The organism is Simplicispira sedimenti, assembly GCF_022760965.1.
Taxonomy (GTDB): domain Bacteria; phylum Pseudomonadota; class Gammaproteobacteria; order Burkholderiales; family Burkholderiaceae_C; genus Simplicispira; species Simplicispira sedimenti.
Genome location: NZ_JAKVIJ010000010.1, coordinates 110,538 through 130,254 on the forward strand (window position 1 = coordinate 110,538; position 19,717 = coordinate 130,254).

Annotated in this window: 19 protein-coding genes; 16 read left to right on the plus strand and 3 right to left on the minus strand. The window is 66.4% G+C overall.

Annotation, left to right across the window (positions count from 1 at the left end; all coding sequences use genetic code 11):
- Positions 1 to 22: 22 nt before the first annotated feature.
- From MJ602_RS12120 to MJ602_RS12190, 15 genes are all read left to right on the plus strand, one after another.
- Positions 23 to 1,342, plus strand: coding sequence for an RsmB/NOP family class I SAM-dependent RNA methyltransferase (locus MJ602_RS12120; RefSeq protein WP_243021039.1), 1,320 nt, complete (start codon positions 23 to 25; stop codon positions 1,340 to 1,342).
- Positions 1,343 to 1,467: 125 nt separating this feature from the next.
- Positions 1,468 to 3,030: an AAA family ATPase gene (locus MJ602_RS12125; RefSeq protein ID WP_243021040.1), complete on the plus strand. Its 1,563-nt coding sequence runs from the start codon at positions 1,468 to 1,470 to the stop codon at positions 3,028 to 3,030.
- Positions 3,031 to 3,080: 50 nt separating this feature from the next.
- Complete coding sequence (locus MJ602_RS12130) at positions 3,081 to 4,853, plus strand: type II secretion system protein GspD (protein ID WP_197905011.1); 1,773 nt, start codon at positions 3,081 to 3,083, stop codon at positions 4,851 to 4,853.
- Positions 4,850 to 6,415: a tetratricopeptide repeat protein gene (locus MJ602_RS12135; protein ID WP_243021041.1), complete on the plus strand. Its 1,566-nt coding sequence runs from the start codon at positions 4,850 to 4,852 to the stop codon at positions 6,413 to 6,415. The genes MJ602_RS12130 and MJ602_RS12135 overlap by 4 nt, the downstream gene beginning before the upstream one ends.
- On the plus strand, positions 6,412 to 8,157 hold the full coding sequence (locus MJ602_RS12140) for a GspE/PulE family protein (protein WP_243021042.1): 1,746 nt from the start codon (positions 6,412 to 6,414) through the stop codon (positions 8,155 to 8,157). The genes MJ602_RS12135 and MJ602_RS12140 overlap by 4 nt, the downstream gene beginning before the upstream one ends.
- Before the next feature lie 18 nt (positions 8,158 to 8,175).
- Entirely contained in the window at positions 8,176 to 9,375 is a 1,200-nt protein-coding gene (locus tag MJ602_RS12145) for a type II secretion system F family protein (RefSeq protein ID WP_243021043.1), read from the plus strand.
- Complete coding sequence (locus tag MJ602_RS12150) at positions 9,372 to 10,832, plus strand: hypothetical protein (RefSeq protein WP_243021044.1); 1,461 nt, start codon at positions 9,372 to 9,374, stop codon at positions 10,830 to 10,832. The genes MJ602_RS12145 and MJ602_RS12150 overlap by 4 nt, the downstream gene beginning before the upstream one ends.
- A complete protein-coding gene (locus tag MJ602_RS12155) occupies positions 10,829 to 11,434 on the plus strand; it encodes a hypothetical protein (protein ID WP_243021045.1) in 606 nt (201 codons plus the stop codon). Before MJ602_RS12150 ends, MJ602_RS12155 begins: the two co-directional genes overlap by 4 nt.
- 21 nt (positions 11,435 to 11,455) lie before the next feature.
- A complete protein-coding gene (locus MJ602_RS12160) occupies positions 11,456 to 11,944 on the plus strand; it encodes a hypothetical protein (protein WP_243021046.1) in 489 nt (162 codons plus the stop codon).
- 39 nt (positions 11,945 to 11,983) lie between these two features.
- Positions 11,984 to 12,865, plus strand: a complete 882-nt coding sequence (locus MJ602_RS12165; RefSeq protein ID WP_243021047.1) for a type II secretion system protein — start codon at positions 11,984 to 11,986, stop codon at positions 12,863 to 12,865.
- 24 nt (positions 12,866 to 12,889) lie between these two features.
- On the plus strand, positions 12,890 to 14,326 hold the full coding sequence (locus tag MJ602_RS12170) for a hypothetical protein (RefSeq protein WP_243021048.1): 1,437 nt from the start codon (positions 12,890 to 12,892) through the stop codon (positions 14,324 to 14,326).
- A gap of 23 nt (positions 14,327 to 14,349) precedes the next feature.
- Positions 14,350 to 14,610, plus strand: a complete 261-nt coding sequence (locus tag MJ602_RS12175) for a hypothetical protein (protein WP_243021049.1) — start codon at positions 14,350 to 14,352, stop codon at positions 14,608 to 14,610.
- Positions 14,603 to 15,295, plus strand: coding sequence for a response regulator (locus MJ602_RS12180; RefSeq protein WP_243021050.1), 693 nt, complete (start codon positions 14,603 to 14,605; stop codon positions 15,293 to 15,295). Before MJ602_RS12175 ends, MJ602_RS12180 begins: the two co-directional genes overlap by 8 nt.
- Positions 15,292 to 16,437 carry a histidine kinase gene (locus MJ602_RS12185; RefSeq protein ID WP_243021051.1) on the plus strand — a complete coding sequence of 382 codons (1,146 nt, stop codon included), beginning with the start codon at positions 15,292 to 15,294 and terminating at the stop codon, positions 16,435 to 16,437. The genes MJ602_RS12180 and MJ602_RS12185 overlap by 4 nt, the downstream gene beginning before the upstream one ends.
- A 55-nt stretch (positions 16,438 to 16,492) precedes the next feature.
- Positions 16,493 to 17,173: a prepilin-type N-terminal cleavage/methylation domain-containing protein gene (locus MJ602_RS12190; RefSeq protein ID WP_243021052.1), complete on the plus strand. Its 681-nt coding sequence runs from the start codon at positions 16,493 to 16,495 to the stop codon at positions 17,171 to 17,173.
- Positions 17,174 to 17,265: 92 nt separating this feature from the next.
- Here the strand turns inward: MJ602_RS12190 and rpmG are convergent, their stop codons facing one another.
- The 3 genes from rpmG to trxB all read right to left on the minus strand — a co-directional run bounded on the left by rpmG (position 17,266) and on the right by trxB (position 18,845).
- The gene (gene rpmG, locus MJ602_RS12195) at positions 17,266 to 17,436 is read right to left on the minus strand and encodes a 50S ribosomal protein L33 (protein ID WP_162016864.1); all 171 of its coding nucleotides are present in this window, start codon (positions 17,434 to 17,436) and stop codon (positions 17,266 to 17,268) included.
- A gap of 11 nt (positions 17,437 to 17,447) precedes the next feature.
- The gene (rpmB, locus tag MJ602_RS12200) at positions 17,448 to 17,681 is read right to left on the minus strand and encodes a 50S ribosomal protein L28 (RefSeq protein ID WP_005797187.1); all 234 of its coding nucleotides are present in this window, start codon (positions 17,679 to 17,681) and stop codon (positions 17,448 to 17,450) included.
- A 210-nt stretch (positions 17,682 to 17,891) separates the two neighbouring features.
- Entirely contained in the window at positions 17,892 to 18,845 is a 954-nt protein-coding gene (gene trxB / locus MJ602_RS12205; RefSeq protein ID WP_243021053.1) for a thioredoxin-disulfide reductase, read from the minus strand.
- 180 nt (positions 18,846 to 19,025) lie between these two features.
- Here trxB and MJ602_RS12210 point away from each other — a divergent pair, with 180 nt between their 5' ends.
- The gene (locus tag MJ602_RS12210; protein WP_162016862.1) at positions 19,026 to 19,700 is read left to right on the plus strand and encodes a Crp/Fnr family transcriptional regulator; all 675 of its coding nucleotides are present in this window, start codon (positions 19,026 to 19,028) and stop codon (positions 19,698 to 19,700) included.
- Positions 19,701 to 19,717: the final 17 nt, after the last annotated feature.

Consider the following 19,717-nt stretch of genomic DNA (forward strand, 5'->3'; position numbering starts at 1 on the left):
CAAGGGTGGGACAATCCCACCCATGCATCCCAACGCCCTTTTGCAAGCCTGCGCCGAACTGGTGCGCCTGACCCTGACCCTGGAACACCCGGCCGACGCCGTGGTGTCCCGCTTTTTTCGCGACCACCGCCAACTCGGCCCGCGCGAGCGCGCCGCCCTGGCCGAAACGGCCTATGCCGTGCTGCGCAAAAAGCTGCTGTTCGACCACCTGGCGCCCTCGGGCAGCGGCCCCAAGGAGCGGCGCCTGGCCATCCTGGGCTTTGCCCACTGGCAGGACGAAGAGGCGCGCCGCAGCAACCCGCAGGCCCAGCACGGGCCGCGTGACTTCCTCAAGTCCGCGCTGAACGAGCGCGAAAAGCAGTGGCTGGACCAGTGCGATGCGATCTCCCAGGACGACCTGATGGAGCGCCACCGCCACAACCTGCCCGAATGGCTGGTGGAGCCGCTCAAGGCACAGCTGGGCGCGGAGTTCTGGCCCATGGTGCAGGCCTTGTCCACCAGCGCTCCGCTGGACCTGCGCGTCAACGTTTTGAAGGAAAAACGCGAGCTGGTGCAGAAGGAGCTTGCGCAAGCAGCTATCAAAACCGTAGCAACACCATATTCTCCCTGGGGCCTGCGCGTGCAGGGCAAACCCGCGCTGACCAAGCTGCCCGCGTTCGAGCGTGGCGCCATCGAGGTACAGGACGAAGGCTCGCAGCTCCTGGCCCTGCTGCTGGACGCCAAGCGCGGCGAAATGGTGGTGGACTTCTGCGCCGGTGCCGGGGGCAAGACCCTGGCCATCGGCGCCACCATGCGCAGCACCGGGCGCTTGTACGCGTTTGATGTTTCGGCCCACCGCCTCGACGCGCTCAAGCCCCGGCTGGCGCGCAGCGGGCTGTCCAACGTGCACCCTGCGGCCATCGCGCATGAGCGCGACGAGCGCGTCAAGCGCCTGGCGGGCAAGATCGACCGCGTGCTGGTCGATGCCCCCTGTTCCGGCCTGGGCACGCTGCGCCGCAACCCCGACCTCAAGTGGCGCCAGTCGCCCCAGGCGCTGGAGGAGCTGGTGGTCAAGCAGACCGCCATCCTGGAGAGCGCCGCCCGCCTGCCCAAGTCGGGTGGGCGCCTGGTCTATGCCACCTGCAGCATGCTGCCGCAGGAAAACGAGGCCATTGCCGAAGCTTTCACCCAGGCCCACCGCGATTTCGAGCCGCTGGATGCGGGCGAACTGCTGGCCCAACTCAAGGTGCCCGAAGCCGCCAGCCTGTGCAGCGGCGGCGAGTCCGGCAGCCGCTTCGTGCGCCTGTGGCCGCACCGCCACCAGACCGACGGCTTCTTTGCTGCCGTCTGGCAGCGTAAATAACACTGTTTTTGCGTCCGCACCACACCAAAGGCAAACAAAGGGTTACATATCGACCTGTGCCTGGGTTGAATGCACTATCATTTTCAAGAATTGCGCATAAACCATTGATCTGAAAAGAATTTGCCTTGTCCTCCCTCTACCTTGAACACTTCCGCTTGGGTGAGGCGCCGTTTGGCATCACGCCAAACGGAAAGTTCTTTTTCGAGGGACAGGCGCGCGGTGCCATCCTGGATGCCTTGCACCACGCGGTGCTCGATGAAGACGGCATCGTCGTGGTGGTGGGGGAGGTCGGCAGCGGCAAAACCATGCTGTGCCGCATGCTGGCCGAGCGCCTGCCGCGCGATCAGGTCGATCTGGTCTATCTGGCCAACCCCTCGTTCGGTCCGCGTGAAATCCTGCAATCCCTGATTGCCGATTGGGGTCTGCAGCCCCCTGTCGCGGGTCAGCCCCTGGTGCTGACCATCCAGGAGGCTCTGTTGCAGCGCCACGCCCAGGGGCGGCGCGCGGTGGTGCTCATCGACGAGGCGCAGGCCATGCCGCCCGAATCGTTGGAGGAGATCAAGCTCCTGTCCAACCTGGAAACGGCCCAGCACAAGCTGCTGCAGATCGTGCTCTTCGGCCAGCCCGAGCTGGACACGCTGTTGGCCCTGCCCAAGCTGCGCCAGGTGCGTGACCGGGTGGTGCACCGCTTTGAGCTGCAACCCCTGAACGGCCCCGATGCGGCGGCCTACATCGAGCACCGCCTGCGCCGGGCGGGCTGGCAGGGCGGGGCGCTGTTCGAGCCGCGCGCGCTGCGCGAACTGACCGACGCCTCGGGCGGGCGCATCCGCGCCATCCACCTGTTGGCCGACAAGGCCTTGCTGGCGGCCTTTGCCCAGGGTGCGCGCCAGGTCGAGCGTGCGCATGTGCGCATGGCCGTCGCTGAAGTCCAGGGTGGTGGCGCTGCCGGTCGCAAGGCGCCCGCGGCCGCTGTGCCCTGGCGCCGTGCCTTGCTCTGGCTGGCCCTGGCGGGTGCAGGCCTGGGGGCCGGGGTGGCCGTGGGTTACGGCCTGGGCCAGCGTGCCCCCGCTGCAGGCGGGGGGAGCGCGGCGGTTCCGCAAGCGGTGCAGTCGGCGCCTGCGCCCGTGGTGCCGCAGAGTCCAGCCTCCGTGGCGGCGCCCGTGGTCGCGCCGGTGCTTCCTGCCGACGCCGCACCGGTGGCTCCCGCTGGGGCGGCCTCGGTGGTCGCTGCCCTTGGGTCGCCCACCGTGCCCGCCGTGATCGAACGGCCCGACCCTGCAGCGATTCCCAAGCCTTTGCAGGACACCTTGGAGCAGCGCTACGCCGATGTGCCGCCCGCGCTGCGCGAGGCCGTGTTGCAAACCCGCGCGGTGTTCGACGACCCGGCGCAGGATTTCTGGGTCTTGCAGACGGGCTTGTCCGATAGCGCCGCCGGGGCACTGCGCTTGCTGGAGCTGGCGCGACAGGCCGGTGCCGAGGTGTGGGTGCAGGACCGTGCCTACCCCGGCCACAAGGACAAAACCAAGATGGTGGGCCTGTGGGCCGTGTATGCCGGGCGCTACGCCAGCCGTGCGCAGGCGGTGCAAAACCTGCAAAAATGGCCCGACGCCCTGAAGACCCACAAACCCTTGCCGCGCTCCCTGGTGCGCGTGCGCGAGGAAACCTACCCCGAACGGGTGCCGTCATGAAGTGTGCAAACCCGATTTCTCCCCTGAATTCCACAGGACGTCTGCGACCCTTGGTACTGCTGCTGGCTCTGGGCCTGACGGCCTGCGCCAGCAACGCACCTGCGCCCGGGGCAGGCCACCTGCGGCCCCAGGCTGCGGCGCAGGGACAGCCCCCCGCGCTGGTGGATGCGCCCCTGCTGCCGCCCCCGCCCAGCACCGCGCGGGCCAAGGCCGACGTGTTTTCCGTCAGCGTGCACAACGTGGACATCCGCAGCCTGCTGTTCGCCATCGCGCGCGATGCGCGCCTGAATCTGGACGTGCACCCTGACCTGGCCGGCACGGTGAGCATGAACGCCATCGACCAGACCCTGCCCGAAATCCTGGACCGCGCCGCCCTGCAAGTGAACATGCGCTACGAGATGGAGGGGCGCAACCTGTTCGTCATGCCCGATGCGCCTGTGCTGCGCCACTACCGGGTGGACTACCTCAATGTGGCGCGCGAGGCGCGCAGCGAGATCGGTGCCAGCACCAGCATTGCGCGCGGTGGCAGCGGGGGCGGTGCGGGCAACAGCTCCAACAGCACACTGACCAACAACTCCCACAACCGCTTCTGGGAAACGCTGACCCAGAACATCCGCGATCTGCTGCGCGAAACCGACAAGATCATTCCTGAGGGGGGAGAGGCTGCAGCACCGGCAGCGGCACCTGCGCCTGCGCCTGCGCCCGCAGCTTCGGCGCCTGCCGGGGCTGCGGCGCCGGTGACGCCCGCCCCGGCGCCCGCGCGGTTCCGGGAGTCGGCCTCCGTGATCGCCAACCCGGAAACGGGCGTCATCTCCGTGCGCGCCACCTACCGCCAGCACATGCGCGTGCGCGAGTTCATCGATCGCGTCATGAAGAGCGCGGGCCGCCAGGTGATGATCGAGGCCACCATCGTCGAGGTCAACCTGTCTGACGAGTACCAGCAGGGCATCAACTGGACCGTGGTGCGCAATGGCCTGCCCCTGCTGCAGGTCGGCCCTGCGGGTTCGGTTCTGCCCTCGGGCGTGCCGGTCAGCGGTGTCATCCCCAGCATGACCAACTTCACGCCCAAGTACACCCGCATCGGCGCCAACAGCACCATGCAGTTGTTCACGGCGTTGCGCCTGCTCGAATCCTTCGGCAACACCAAGGTGCTCTCCAGCCCCAAGATCAGCGCGCTCAACAATCAGGCGGCCTTGCTCAAGGTGACCGAGGATCTGGTCTATTTCACGCTGTCGGCCAATTACACGCCGGGCTCGGCCGGTTCGGCGCCCACGTTCACGCTCACATCCACGCCCAACACGGTGTCGGTGGGGCTGGTCATGAGCGTCATGCCCCAGGTGGGCGAGGGCGACGAGGTCACCTTGATTCTGCGGCCCACGCTTTCGCGGGTGGTCAGCTATGTGGACGACCCGGCCGTGCCCATCTACCTGGCCCAGGCGCGCAACGACGGCATCAATGTGTCGGAAATCAGCAGCCGCATTCCGCAGATCCAGACGCGCGAGATGGAGTCTGTCATCAAGGTGCGCTCGGGCGATACAGCCGTGCTGGGTGGCCTGATGCGCGACGATGTGTCCGGCACCACGGACCAGACGCCTGGCATCGGCAGCGTTCCGGGCCTGGGGGAGTTGTTCAAGTACAAGAAAAAGGCCAGCAGCAAGAGCGAGCTGGTTATCTTCCTGCGGCCCACGGTGGTATCGAGCGCCAGCCTCACAGGAGATCACCAGCCTTTTGAGCCGCACCTCAGCGAAGCCCTGCGCCCCATGCCCGAGCGCATGAAGCCAGCGCCCGTGGAGCCGGAGCCCCTGCCCGGAGGCCGCCCATGAGCCTCTTGCTCGAAGCCCTGCAGCGCAGCCAGAACAAGCCCCTGGCGCTGGAACCCGTCGATCCTGCTGCTGTGTTGCCGGTGGCCGCACAGGCGCCCGCCACGGAGCCAGCGGCGCCCGCTACACCTGCAGGGCTGGAGTTGACGCTGGCCCCGGCGCCAGAGCGTGCCGAGGCGGTGGAGCCCGCCGCTCCCAGCGCCTCCCCCGAGGCTACCGAGGCCACCGCGCAGCCTACCGCGGCCACCAAACCCGCACCTGCGGTGCCTTCTCCCCAGGCTGCGCCTGAGGCCTTGGCGCGTACGGCTGCAACTGCCACTGTGACCACTGGTGCCGCCTCTGCCTTGGCTGCGGCCCCAGCCAAGGCGCCCATGGCGGCGCGCGAGGCGGCGCAGGCCATGGTCGGCGCAGCGGCGCCAGCGCAACCCAAGGGCGCGCGGGGGCGTCGCATGGTGTGGGGGCTGCTCGTCGGCATGGCGCTGGCGGTGCTGTCCTGGCTGGGCTGGCAGTACTGGATGTCGCAGCAGCGCCCTGGGCTGATGCCCACGGGCATGGCTCCATCCCCCGCCCCCGAACCCGCCAGTGCCCAGGGCGAAGTGGCTGCGCCGATGGAGGCGGCCTCGCTGGCCGAAGCGCCCGAGGCGCCTGGCTCTGCCGCGGCTGACGCAGCCGTGCCTTCCGTGGCTCAGGTGGATGCCGCCGCGCCGGTGCCTGCAGCCGCCCCGCTGGCGACACCCGCCGCCACACAAGTCCCGGCGCCCTCGGTACCGGCGAAGCCGGCCACCGCACCACGGGTCGATCGCGCAGATCCGGTGCCCCAGGCCGCCTCTGTACCCCCATCGCCCAACCAGGCGGAGCCTGGTCCGCAGGCTGCCGAGGCACCTGCGCCCGAGCCAAGGCGCCGCGCTGCCACCAAGGTGGCCGCTGAGGCGGCAGCCCCGGCAGGCCCTGCCCCCAGCGCCGCTGTGGCGCAACTGGTGCGCTCGCAGGCCCAGGTGCAGTTGCAGGCGGCCTGGGCCGCCCTGCGCCAGGGGGATGCGGCCAAGGCCCAGACGCTGTACCAGCAGGTGCTGGCCGAGCGCCCTGACGACCCTGACGCTACCTTGGGCCTGGCTGTGTCCCTGCACCGCCAGCGCCAGCATGAGGCCGCCTGGGCCGCCTACCAGCGCAGCCTGCAGATCTGGCCCGACAACGACACTGCACGCACCGGCATGCTGGCCATCCTGTCCGATTCCGACCCCGCCACGGCAGAAAGCCGCCTGCAGGAATGGGTACAGTCCCGCCCGCGCGACGCGGCTGCGCAGGCCGCGCTGGGCAACCTGCTGGGCCGCCAGGGGCGCTGGCCCGAGGCCCTGGGGCCGCTGACGCTGGCGCAGTCGCTCGCCCCCGGCCATGCGGCCTATGCCTACAACCTGGCCGTGGCGCTTGACCAGGCGCGGCGCTACGAGGAGGCCTTGCGCATGTACCGCCAGGCGCTGCAACAGGGGGCGTCGGGGACATCGGGCGTGCCCGTGCGTGCCGTGGAGCGGCGCATCGACGAATTGCAGGAGCTGTGGACGCAATGAGCGATGCACAGACCGCTGCCGCGCCGAACGCACCGGCCACAGGCCAGCCACCCATGCGCCTGGGCGACAGGCTCCAGCACATGGGGCTGGTGTCGGCCGACCAGATCCAGATCGCCCTGCTGGAGCAGCGCAAGACCGGTAAGCAGCTCGGTGATGCCCTGATCGCCCTGGGCTTTGTCACCGAAGAGGCCATGCGCGAGGCCCTCGGCCAGACGCTGGGCCAGCAGACCATCCAGTTGCAGACGGTGCTTGCCGACCCCGAGGCACTGGCGCGCCTGCCCAAGGCCATGGCGCTGCGCTTTCAGGTGTTTCCGGTGTCGTACCAGCCCGATGTGCAGAAGCTCGTGCTCGCCAGCCCCAAGCCCAATGACATCATTGCGGGCGACCAGATCAGGGCGCACGTGGGGCTGGGGGTGTCCATCGCGTGGCGCCTGGCCAGTGCGGCCGATGTGCTGGCGGCCATCGACCAGTTCTACGGCTATGAGCTGTCCATCGACGGCATCATCCAGGAGATCGAGACCGGCCAGCTCGACATGGCCTCGCTCTCGCAAGGGCAGGGCGGCTACAGCCATCCGGTGGTGCGCCTGGTGGACGCGCTGCTGTCCGATGGGGTGCACAAGCTCGCATCGGACATCCACTTCGAGCCCGAGGGCCAGTTCCTGCGCATCCGCTACCGCATCGACGGCGTGCTGCGCCAGGTGCGCGTGCTGCATGGCCGCTACTGGAACGCCATGCTGGTGCGCCTCAAGCTGGTGGCGGGCATGAACATTGCCGAGAGCCGTGCGCCGCAGGACGGGCGGGTGTCGCTGTCCATCGGCGGGCGCAGCGTGGACTTTCGCGCCGCAGTGCAGCCCACCATCCACGGCGAGAACTTCGTGCTGCGCGTGCTCGATGCCAAGCGCGGCATTGTCGAATACAGAAAGCTGGGACTGACGGAAGACCAGTACTACCTGCTTGACCTGATGCTGGCGCGGCCCGAGGGCATCATTCTGGTGACCGGCCCCACGGGCTCGGGCAAGACGACCACGCTGTATTCGGTGCTCAGCCACATGAACGACGAGAGCGTCAACATCATGACGCTGGAGGACCCGGTCGAGTACCCCATCACGCGCATCCGGCAGACCTCCATCTCGGACGGCAGCAAGATCGACTTTTCCGACGGCGTGCGCTCGCTCATGCGCCAGGATCCGGACATCATCCTGGTGGGCGAGGTGCGCGACAAGGACACCGCCGAAATGGCCTTCCGCGCCGCCATGACCGGCCACCAGGTTTTCTCCACGCTGCACACCAACTCGGCGCTGCGCAGCTTTCAGCGTATCAAGGACCTGGGCGTTTCTCCCGAGGTGATGGCGGGTAACATCATCGGTATCGTGGCCCAGCGCCTGGTGCGGCGTGTGTGCGTGCACTGCCGCGAGGAGGTGCAGGTCACCGAGGGCAGCATCGAAGCCCGCCTTATCGGTGCCCACGCCGTCGGGCGCACGGTGTACCGTGCCCACCACGGCGGCTGCGAGGCCTGCGGCTTTCAGGGGTACAAGGGGCGGCTGGCCATCATGGAGCTGCTGCGCATGGACAGCATGCTGGACGAGCTGATCACCCGCAACGCTACCTTGGGCGAACTTACCGCGCACGCCATGGCGCATGGTTTTGCGCCCATGGCCGAAGACGGGCTGCGCCGCGTGCTGGAAGGCATCACCACCGTGGAAGAGGTGGGCCGGGTGGTCGATCTGACCACGCGCCTGTAACGACGGAGCACAGCGCGCATGCCACGCTACCGCTACCGCGCCATCAACGAGGGCGGCGAAATCGTCAAGGGCGAACTCACTGCCCTGCACGAGGCCGACCTGCAGGCGCAGCTGCGCGCCTCGGGCCTGTCGCTGATCCGCTTTTCCACGGTGCGCCGCCGTGCGTTGCGCCTGGCCAGCCTGCCCGCGCGCGAACTCATCAACCTGCTGTTCCACATGCAGATGCTGTTGCGCGCGGGGGTGCCGCTGATTGGTGCCCTGCAGGACCTGCGCGACGGCGCTGACAGCCTGGAGCTGCGCCAGGTGGCCGCCAGTCTGATGGACCGCATCCAGAACGGCAGCACCCTGGCCGACGCCATGGCCCAGGACCCTGGCATCTTCACCGACGTGATGGTGCACCTGGTGCGCTCGGGCGAGGTCACGGGCCAACTGGCCGAGGTGATGGGCGAATTGGTGCGATCGCTCAAGTGGCAGGCGGAGCTGGCGGCGCAGACCAAGAAGCTGCTCATGTACCCGGCGTTCGTCACCGTCACCATCTCGGGTGTGGTGGTGTTCCTCATGGTGTACCTGGTGCCGCAGCTGGTCAGTTTCATCCGCAACATGGGGCAGGAGATACCGCTGCAGACGCGATTGCTGATCTGGCTGTCCGAGGCTTTTGTGGGCTACTGGTGGCTCATCCTGCCCACGCCGGTGGCGCTGGTGGTGGGCGTGGCGCTGGTGGCGCGGGCCAATGAGCAACTGCGCTTCAAGCTGCACCAGGCGGTGCTGGCCATTCCGGCGGTGGGGCCGGTCATCAAGAAAATCATCCTGGCGCGGCTGATGGACAGCTTTGCGCTCATGTACCGCACCGGCATCCCGGTGATCGAGGCGCTGGGCTACTGCGAAAAGATCACCAGCAACCTGCCCGTGCAGCGCGCCCTGGCGCGTGCGCGCGAGCGCATTGCCAATGGCACCTCCATCAGTGATGCCTTTGCCATGGAGAACCTCTTTCCCTCGCTCGTGGTGCGCATGCTGCGCGTGGGCGAAGCCACGGGTGCGCTCGATGAAGCGCTGGCCAACGTGAGCTACTTCTTCACGCGCGACATCGACGAATCCATCGGCCGCGTGCAGGCGCTCATCGAGCCGGTGCTCACCGTGGTGCTGGGCTTGATCCTGGGCTGGATCATGCTGGCCGTGCTGGGCCCCATTTACGACACCATTTCCAAGATCCGGGCATGACGCTGCGCTCTTCTTCTCGCACCCAATTGCTGCTGGTCAACCCGGCGCAGGCGCAGTGGCTCGATGCCCAGGGCCAGGCCCTGCCTGAGCCACCCAGCGCAGCCGTCGGGGTGCGCGTGGTGGCCGACCTGGTCGAAGAAACCCATGTGCGCATCGAGGTGCCGGGCCTCATGGGCGGCGACCGGCAGAGCTTCATCCAGGTGCAGTACCAGACCCTGCTGCCCGATGTGCCGCTGCACGCAAGCTGGGAGCCCGCTTCGGCCCAGCCGCTGCTGCCCAAGCCCTTTGGGCTGCATGCGGTGGGGGTGTCGTCCCCGATGCTGATGGGGCAACTCGATGCGCTGGTACAGGCGCGCCACCCGGTTGAGGGCGTCTGGACGCTGAGCTACCTCATGGCCCACTGGGCAACGCGCCAGGCCCATCTGCCGCGCCAGGGCTGGCTGTTGCTGTGCCTGTGCCTGCCCTATGGCATGCGCATGGTGCTGCTGCACAACCGGGTGCCCGTGTTCTCGCGCCTGTTGCTGGAAACCGAGCCGGATCTGCAGGCCCGCGAGGTGGCGCTCACGCTCAAATACCTGGCAGACAACCGCATCATTGAGCGCGACACCAGGCCGCAGGTCTTGTCCATGGACCCGGCACCCGATCTGCGTGCAAGCCTGCAGAACCAGGGGTTGCCGCTGCTGCCAGCTCTGGCACCGCGCAAGGCTGCCAGCCTGCTGGCCGAGGTGCTGGCGTTGGCGGGCCAGCGAGCGCCGGGTCAACTGGCGGCAGCCGACCTGCGCCGACACCACCTGGCCCAGCGCGCGCGCCAGGGGCTCAGGGTGGCCACGGTGGTCGCGCTGCTGGTCGGACTGGCGGGCTTGGCGTGGCAGGGCCAGGCTTTGCTGGGGGGCGCAGAGCAAAGCCGCGCCCGCGTACAGCAGGCAGCCGACATGGAGGCCCAGACACAGACCCTTCGCGAAGATCTCGCCCGGCGCCAGATCAACGTACCTTTGCTGCGCCTGACCCTGGAAGTGCAGCGCCAGGAACTGGACCAGGGCCTGGATCCCGCGCAGCCGCTGTGGATGCTGGGGCAGATGCTGCAGGCACACCCCCAGGCCCAGCTGGTGCGCACCGAACAAGCCCTGCGCGCCCAGGCCTGCCCCGGTGCTCAGCCAGCGGGCGCCGAGACCACGCCCGTGGCACCGGCCAACGCGGCCCTGCAGACGGAATGGCAGTTCGAGATCCGCCCCGACGCTGGCCTGCTGCCGCGCCAGCGCCAGGCGCTGCTCGAGTCGCTGGGCCAGTCGGTCGGCGCCTGGCCGCAGTGGCAGGTGAAGATCGACCCGGTGCGCCTGGAAAGCGCCACTGCATTGGCCGGGGGCCAGAACACCACTGCGGATGTTGCCGCTAATACCTGGCGCTGGTGCCTGGGCTTGCGCACTGCCGATGCCGCTGCCGTGGGAGAGCCCTCATGAAGCGACTCTGGCCTGTGGTCTTTCCGCTGGTGCGGCCCGCCGTTTTGACCTTGGCGGGTGTCTTGGCGGCTGTTCTGGTGGCCGTGCTGGCCCTGTGGGGCGTGCGCCATTTCCTCTTTCCCGGCTGGCAACAGGCGCAGGCCACGCAACAGGCTGCGCAAGGTCAGCTTGAGGAAGCCCGCGCCGAGCAGGCCGACGTGCAAAACCACTTGCGCCAGTACCAGCGGATGGTGGCTGCCGGGTTGGTGGGTGGCGAGCCGCGCGCCGTGTGGGTGGAGGACCTGCTGCGCATCCTCCAGCAACAGGATTTGCAGGGCCAGGCCAGCTTCACCCTGGCCGCACCCGAAGCGGTGGAACTGCCCCAGGCCGAAGCCGCCCAGGCGCGCGTGCAGCGCCATGTGCTGGAACTGCAGTTTGCACGGGTGCACGAAATCGAGGTGCTGCGTGTGCTGGAGCAACTGCGATCGCGCCATGCCCTTGTCTCGCGTGTGGCAGGTTGCGTGTTCGAGCAACCCACGCCCGAGGGCCTTTCGGCGCGCTGCCGTGTCAACTTTCTGCACATTGACCCGCTTTCTGGTGCCGACCAGAATGCCCCGAAGTAGGCCACCCTGAGGTACGCCGCCATGCCATCCCCTGCTCCAGCGCCCCATCGCCTTGCCGCCCTGCTGGCAGCATGGGGGTGCCTGCTGGCGGGCCCGGCGAGCGCCGCCAGTGCAGTGCCGCAGCCCAGCGACCCCGAAGCAGCCAGCCTCTGGCCGCGCGTGTTCTACACCCCGCAGCAGCGCGCCAGCATTGAGGCTGCGCGCAAAGCGCCACCGAGCGGCATGGATCAGACAACAGCCCCCACCGCGTCGGCACCGCAGGCACCGCCCCCGGTATTTCAATTGGACGGCCTGGCCCTGGGCCGCAAGAACGCCACCGCCTGGATCAACGGCCAGATGCTGCAGCACGGCGAACCCTTTGCGGGCCGCACCGTGCACATCGGTGATGGCGAAGTGCGCCTGCGCCTGAGCGGCGAGAGCGACATCGTGCTGCGCCCTGGGCAGCAGGTCAGCGACACCGGCGCCGTGCTCAGCGACGTGCTGGCGCCAGGGTCTTTACGTAAAAAATAGGACTCCAGCGCCCTATTCATAAGCGCTAGAAGCTATAAAATGATAGCAAATAATCTCTCTACCCCCTTGGCTCTGGCCCGGAAAGGTGCCAGGGCGCGCGGCTTCTCGCTGGTGGAGATGGCGCTGGTGCTGCTCATCGTGGGCCTGCTGGCCGCCGTCTTTCTGCCCGCCACCAACACCTTTCTGGAAAACAACCGCCGCAAGGAAACCCGTGCCAAGCTGGAAGCGCTGGAACAGGCGATGGTGCGGTTTGTGGTGGTCAATGGTCGCTTGCCGTGTCCGGCGAACGGTGCTTTGGCGGCTGGCAACCCAGAGCAAGGCTTGGAACAACCCCACCCAGGGACTGCCGCCTGCACTGCCGCCGGCCTGGACAATGGGGTGGTGCCTTGGCGTACTCTGGGGTTGGCGCAGGGTGATGCGATGGACGCCTGGAACACCATGATCACCTACCGGGTTTGGGCTGGCGCCACGGTGGCCGCTTCGGCATTGACGCGCCCTGCAGGGATGGATATGCACAGTCTTGATCCGGCCACGATGACCCCACAGATTCAGACATTTTTGCAGGCCAGTGGTTTTCGGGTGTGCAACGCCAATCCCTGCAACCCTGGGGCGGCGCCTGAACTGGCGTCGCGAACCGGGATGACGGGAGCGGCTCTTGCGCTGATCAGCCATGGAGCCAACAGGGTCGGCGGCTACACTGCTGAAGGGGTGTACCTGAATGCAGCCAATGGGCCCGGTCCTGGACCTTTGGAGAACCTCAACTTCAATGCGTCTCCTCCGCGTACCGGAGCTCCTGGTGATTTCTATATCGATGCCGAGTACGCAGAAAATCCCGCAGCATATTTCGACGACATCGTGTTGCGACCCACGGTCATATCGGTAGCCATGGCTGCGGGCCTGGGGCCCCGCAAGACGCCCTGACGCCACGTTATTCCCTACAGGGCCATGCAAACATCCCCACTCTGCACGCTGTCCTGGCGATCCAGGCAACTGGGCGGTATTGCGCTTGCGATGATTGTGACGCTCCTGGTGGTGGCGGCAACCACGCTGGCCATTCGCATGGCGCAGCAGGTAGAAGATCGCAAAGAACGGGTGACACAGACCCAGGTGCGCATGGAACGCGTTCGCGCAGCGCTGCATGCCTTTGTGGCCACCCAGGGGCGCTTGCCATGCCCGGCTGCCGGGGCTTTGGATGCTGGGCTGGCAGTACCGCCCACAGCAGTGGATCTTTGCACCAACCGCGATGGAACGGTGCCCTGGGTGAGTCTGGGGTTGCGCGCCGACGATGCCCTGGATGCCTGGGGAAGAAAAATTTCTTACCGCGTGTACGACGGCCCCACGGGCATGACCCGTGACAGAGGGGCCGACATGACCGACTGCGATACGGTGGAAAGTTCACCGGCTGCTCCGACGGCGCCCAATTTTCAGTGCACAGCAGCCCATGATGTGCTGCCCGGGCCTGGCGCGGGTACCTATCTCGACCCTGCAACCCGACCGGGTCTTGGTGTGCGTGTGGGTGGTGTCAACCAAACGCAGATGGCATGGGTGTTGGTCAGCCATGGCGCCAGTGGCCAGGGTGCGTGGCTGCCTGGAGGTGGGCGTGTTCCGGTTCCTGCCAGTGCGGATGAACTTGTCAATGCGCAGGCACCGGCCGTTCCTCCGGCACCTGTGCCGCCCTTTGTCCAGCGCGATGAGAATGTCGTGGATCTCGATTCGGCGAGCGCGCCAGCGCATTTTGACGACTTGCTGTTGTTCGAGACCATTTCCCAGCTTATCTACGCGGCAGGCAGGGAGGCGAGAGACTGGCCGGAGGCAGTGCCGCCGCCACCGCCGCCACCGCCGCCGCCTGTAACCGGCGATGTGATCAAAAAGCTGCTGGAAAATCCGAATGCCATCGATACCAAAGGTAACGGCTCGGGCCTTACGTTCATTGATCTTCCGACGACTGATTTGGGCACGGTGCGTATCAGCTCAACGGGGGGAGAGATCAGCACCGATGGCCCTTACCAGGCCCTTGGAGTGTGCAGTTCGGGGTGTGGCGCGGGTAACGCCAGCAACCGGGCGCTGGATTCATCGGAATCCCTGCGCTTCCGTTTGGGTACAGGCAAGACAGCGCAGAGCTTTGCCTTGGGTCTGCTGGGCATATCGAACACCACTGTGGCGGTTTCCATCACGTTCAAGAAAAATGGGACCACGCTTGGCAGCCTGATTCAATCGGTGACTGTCAATACGTCGATGCCGCTGGTTCCTCAACTGACCAACCTCGCGCTGACACCGCCGGGAACGGTGTTCGACGAGGTGGTGGTGCAACCTGTGGGTACGTCGCGCTTCTTCGTGGCAAATGTGTTTTTCTGCCAGCTGGCCATCTGCCCTTCTCCGTAATGGGTTGCAGCCATTGAACGCCCATGCCCCAGGACTTTGAAGATTCAGCCTACACCCGTGCCAGTCTGCACCGGGCCTTGCGCACGCGCAAGCAGCGTCGCCGCTGGCAGCAGGTGGTAGGCATTCTGCTGCTGCTGGCGGGCTATGCCAGCCTGGCCGTGTCGGCCGATACCGCCAGCGAATGGCTGCTGCTGCGTGTGGTTGGTGGCTTTGTGCTGTTGTTCGTGGGCTTCACGGTGGCCATTGGTCCTACCGTGGCAGCGTTGCTGGGGGACCATGACTGAGCCGCAGGCTTCCCCCGTACTGCCACCCGCGCAGGTGCCGGGCCGCTGCCCTGTGCTCTGGGTCGAGGACGATCCGGTGCTCTCGGATTGGGTGGCGCAGTCCTTGCAGGACGATGGCTGGCGGGTGCTGGTGGCGCATGATCGCAGCCAGGCGCTCCAGTTGTTGGAGCACGGGGTGCCTAAGGGCCAGGCCTGCGTGGCTTTGCTGGACATGGGCTTGCCGCCACTTCCCAGCCGTCCGGACGAAGGCCTGTTGCTGCTGTCGCAACTGGTGGCGCGGTGGCCGGTGCTGCATGCCATCGTGCTCACCGGCCAGCATGAAAAGACCGTGGGCCAGCAGGCGGTGCACGCGGGGGCTTTCGACTTTCTGACCAAGCCCGTGACGGCGGCGGTGTTGCGCCAGGCGCTGGAGCGTGCGGCATGGTTCTCGCTGCGCCAGCAGGAACTGTGGGCCCAGGGGCGGCTGCACCTCTCGGTGTCTGCCCAGTTGTCCGAGGGCGTGCGTGAGGCCAGCGACCAGGTGGCCGAGCAGCTCATCCGCCATGTGCTGGGCAGCAACGGCTTCAACGTGGCTGCCGCCGCCCGTGCCCTGGGGCTGGAGCGGGAGCAGCTTTACTACCACATGAAGAAATTTGGCATCCAGCGACAGGCATCGCCAGACACCGATCCGGGAACTGGTGCATGAACTCGCTGCCTTGGATGCTGGTGGCCCTGGGGCTGGTACTGCTGCTGGCGGCCTGGGCTGTGTGGCACCGCGGGCAGCGCATGCGCCGCTGCCTGGCCGAGCTGCTGGCCCTGCCCGCCGACATGCACCCGCTGCGCTGGCCCGAGCGTGCCTGGCCCATTCTGGAGCGCTCGGGCATTGCGGGCATCGCCTGGGAGGGGCTGTGGTTTGGCGACGCGGTGCGCGGCCAATGGGGGCAGCCTTTGGCCGCGCACTGGCCGCGCCAGACGCTCAGCGCCGGGCCGGACTGCCAGATCGAACTGCGCTGGGCCGACGTGGCCCGCACCGACGAAGCGCGTGTGCTGGCGCTGGCCGTGCTGGACGTGTTTGCGCAAACCTGGCTCTCGCGCATGCGCGAGCGCACCCAGGCGGTGGCCGTGGCCCTGGCGCAGCGCGCGCAGGTGCAGTTGTATTGGCAGCACGACATGCGCAACCTCGCTCAATGGGTGGGCCTGCTGGCCGAGGAGTTTGGTGCCGCCACGCCTGAGCAGATCCCGCGTTTGGCGCAGCGCCTGCAGCGCCAGGCGCCCCTGCTGCAGGCGCGTGCCCACAAGCTGCTGGCTGCGACCGAGGCACCAACGCAGGTTCCCGCCGAGGACGAACCGCCCGTCCAGGCACTGGACTTGCTGCACAACGCTGCGGAACTGGCGGGCCTGGCCATCGCCATCGACATGGGCCCAGACGAGGGCAGTGGGCTGCCGCCACTGGTGCTGGAGTCTGCCCAGGCCCTGGCCCTGGAGCGTGCGCTGGACAATATCTTTTCCAACCTCGCACGCGACAGTGGTGCGCGCCTTGGGGGTGTACCGTTGCGTTGCGAATGCACGGTGCACGAGGGCGCGCTGCAAGCGCGCCTGCACACACCGCGCCTGGCCACACCGTGGCCGCGCAGAGCGTTCGAGCCGCTCAAGTCACCCACGGGCTCGGGCATGGGGCTGTACCAGGCGCGGCGCTCGCTGCGCGACGCGGGGGGCGACCTGCAGGCCTGCGAGGAAGCTCAGGGCGTGGTGTTTGTGTTGCGTGTTCCGCTGGCCTCGTCGAAGTGCGCTGTCGCCCAAGCGTCAAGAAATTTGACTGTTGCGGATCCCGATGCCTCTGCACAATAAGTTACATGGGTGGCCATAGGGGTTGCCTGCCGTTTGTTCTACAGGAGATTCATCGATGCAATCACTTCCCATGCGCCGCGCGGGTCGTCAGGCACAGTCCGGCTTCACGCTGGTGGAAATCGCCATTGTTCTGGTCATCATCGGCCTGCTGTTGGGCGGTGTGCTCAAAGGTCAGGAACTGATCGAGAACGGGCGCGTGAAGAACGCGGCCAATGACATGAATGGCGTTGTGGCGGCGTACAACAGCTATCTGGATCGATATCGCAAGTTGCCAGGGGATGATGGTCCTATCGCCAATTTAACCGGGCGTGGCGGGCAATGGTCGACGCCTGGCATTGTTGCCGGAAACAATAACGGCATTCTGGCCATAACCGCCGCGCAGACCTTCACGGGCGGTGGAGAAGGGACAGCATTTTTCCAACATTTGCGCGCTTCTGGCTTTATCACCGGAAACCCAGGTGATACTGGAGCGAACGCAATGCCTGTAAACGCTTGGGGTGGACGCCTGGGTGTAACCAATGTGGCTGTGCAGGGCCGCTCTGCAGCGCGGGTGATGGCTTGCTTGGGCAATGTGCCTGGCAAAGCGGCTGCTGCCTTGGATGTGCAACTGGACGATGGTCGTCCTGACAATGGCTCTTTCCGCGCAACCCAGGGGGCGAACAACGTGGTTCCTGGTGGCGCTGCAGCGGCCTACAGCGAAGACCAGACCTATACCGTCTGCCGCGACATCAATTGACGACCCTGCAGCGCCTTGGGGCGTTGCGGTGTGACATAAAAAAAACCGCCCGGCATAGCCGGGCGGTTTTTTTGTTCAGGAACCTTGCCAAATTACTTCAGCTTGGCTTCCTTGTATTCCACGTGCTTGCGCGCCTTGGGGTCGAATTTCATGATCGACATCTTGTCGGGCATGGTCTTCTTGTTCTTGGTGGTGGTGTAGAAGTGACCGGTGTCGGCCGTGGACACCAGCTTGATCTTGTCGCGTCCGCCTTTGCTTGCCATGGTGCTTCTCCTTAAGCCTGGCCACGTGCACGCAGGTCTGCGAGCACGGAGTCGATGCCGTTCTTGTCGATCAGGCGCAGGGCAGCGCTGGAAACGCGCAGGCGCACCCAACGGTTTTCGCTCTCGACCCAGAAACGACGGTATTGCAGGTTCGGCAGGAACCGGCGCTTGGTTTTGTTGTTGGCGTGGGAAACATTGTTCCCGACCATGGGCTTCTTGCCCGTGACGTCACATACGCGTGCCATTGTGGACACTCCGATACATAAACGGCTGTTACTGGCGACAGGCCCCTTGTGGTGCCTGTCTCGCTTCAGCCTCACCTCGCCATGAAAAGGGTGGCGGTATCCCGATTTGCCGCAGCTCTCACGAGCCATGGATGCAGCAAAGCCTGCCATTGTAGCGCATTTGCATCACCCATGGCCAGCCCCTCGCGTTGGCTGGCTGGGCGTGGCTGCTCAGCCCAGCTGTTCGAGGAAGCGCTGTGCGTCGAGTGCGGCCATGCAACCCGTACCGGCGCTGGTGATGGCCTGCCGGTACACGTGGTCCTGCACGTCGCCGGCGGCAAAGATGCCGGGCACCGAGGTCTGGGTGGCGAACCCCTTGAGACCGCCCTGGGTGATGATGTAGCCGTTCTCCAGCTCCAGGTGGCCCTGGAAGATCTCGGTGTTGGGCGCGTGGCCGATGGCGATGAAGCAGCCTTGCAGTGCAATGTCCTCGGTGGCGCCGTTCTGCGTGTGCTTGATGCGGATGCCAGTCACGCCGGTCTGGTCGCCCAGCACTTCGTCCAGGGTGTAGAAGGTCTTGAGCACGATCTTGCCAGCGGCCACCTTTTCCATCAGATGGTCCACCAGGATGGGTTCGGCCTTGAACTTGTCGCGCCGGTGCACCAGCGTGACCTTGTTGGCGATGTTGGAGAGGTACAGCGCCTCCTCCACGGCGGTGTTGCCGCCGCCGATCACGCAGACTTCCTGGTTGCGGTAAAAGAAACCGTCGCAGGTGGCGCAGGCCGACACGCCCTTGCCCATGAAGGCTTCTTCCGAGGGCAGGCCCAGGTATTTGGCCGAGGCGCCCGTGGCGATGATGAGCGAGTCACAGGTATAGACGCCGCTGTCGCCCGTGAGCGTGAACGGACGCTGGCTGAAATCGACCTTGTTGATGTGGTCGAAGACGATCTGTGTCTTGAAGCGCTCGGCGTGCTGCAGGAAGCGCTCCATCAGCGCCGGGCCCTGCACGCCGTGCACGTCGGCGGGCCAGTTGTCCACCTCGGTGGTGGTGGTGAGCTGTCCGCCCTGCGCCATGCCGGTGATGAGCACGGGGTTCAGGTTGGCGCGCGCGGCGTAAATGGCGGCGGTGTAACCGGCGGGGCCGGAGCCGAGAATCAGGACTTTGGCGTGCAAGGCGTTGGACATGGTAAAAGCTCGGGTTGGTGCGTTCGTGGCGCGCAAGTGCGGGGCCACAACAAGAAGGTCAAGGGCATAAGTATCAACCAAGTGCGGACTCCTGCCCTCTGCCCCGCTGCCTGTCACGTTCATTGACGAAAACAATCAGTGGCTGCCATGAGCGGCCCCACGATCTGAGGAGATGCTGCAATGGCAATGTTGACCAACCTGGATCTTATGCGCAGGGTACCCTTGTTTGCCCGGCTGACGGTGGCGCAGGCCGAGGCCCTGAGCTCAGCGGTGGTCAAGCGCCGCTACAAGCGTGGCGAGGTGCTGGTGGCGCAGGGCCAGAAGTCTGATGCCCTGTTTCTGCTGCTGACCGGGCGCGCCCGCGTCATGGCGTCCGACAGCCGGGGGCGCGAGGTGATTCTGGCCACCCTGGGGCAGGGCGACTATCTGGGGGAAATGAGCCTGATCGACAACGAGCCCCATTCGGCCACCGTGCGCGCCGAGGTGCAGACCGACGTGCTGGTGCTGGGGCGCGCGGAGTTCACCCGTTGCCTGCTGGAGAACGCGTCCATGGGCGTGGTGCTGATGCGCGGCCTGGTCAAGCGCCTGCGCCAGGCCGACCGCAAGATCGAGTCGCTGGCGCTGCTGGATGTGTACGGTCGCGTAGCCCATGCGCTCATTGAGCAGGCCCATACCAATGCCCAAGGCCAGCAAATCATTGAAAACAAGATTTCCCGACAGGACCTGGCCAAAACCATTGGCGCCTCGCGCGAAATGGTCAGCCGCGTCATGAAAGACCTGGAAAACCGTGGTTTCATCGAAACCCTGCCCACTGGCGCCACGCTGCTGTGCACGCCCTTGCAAACCCTGGGTTGAAGCGGCACCGGCAGCGG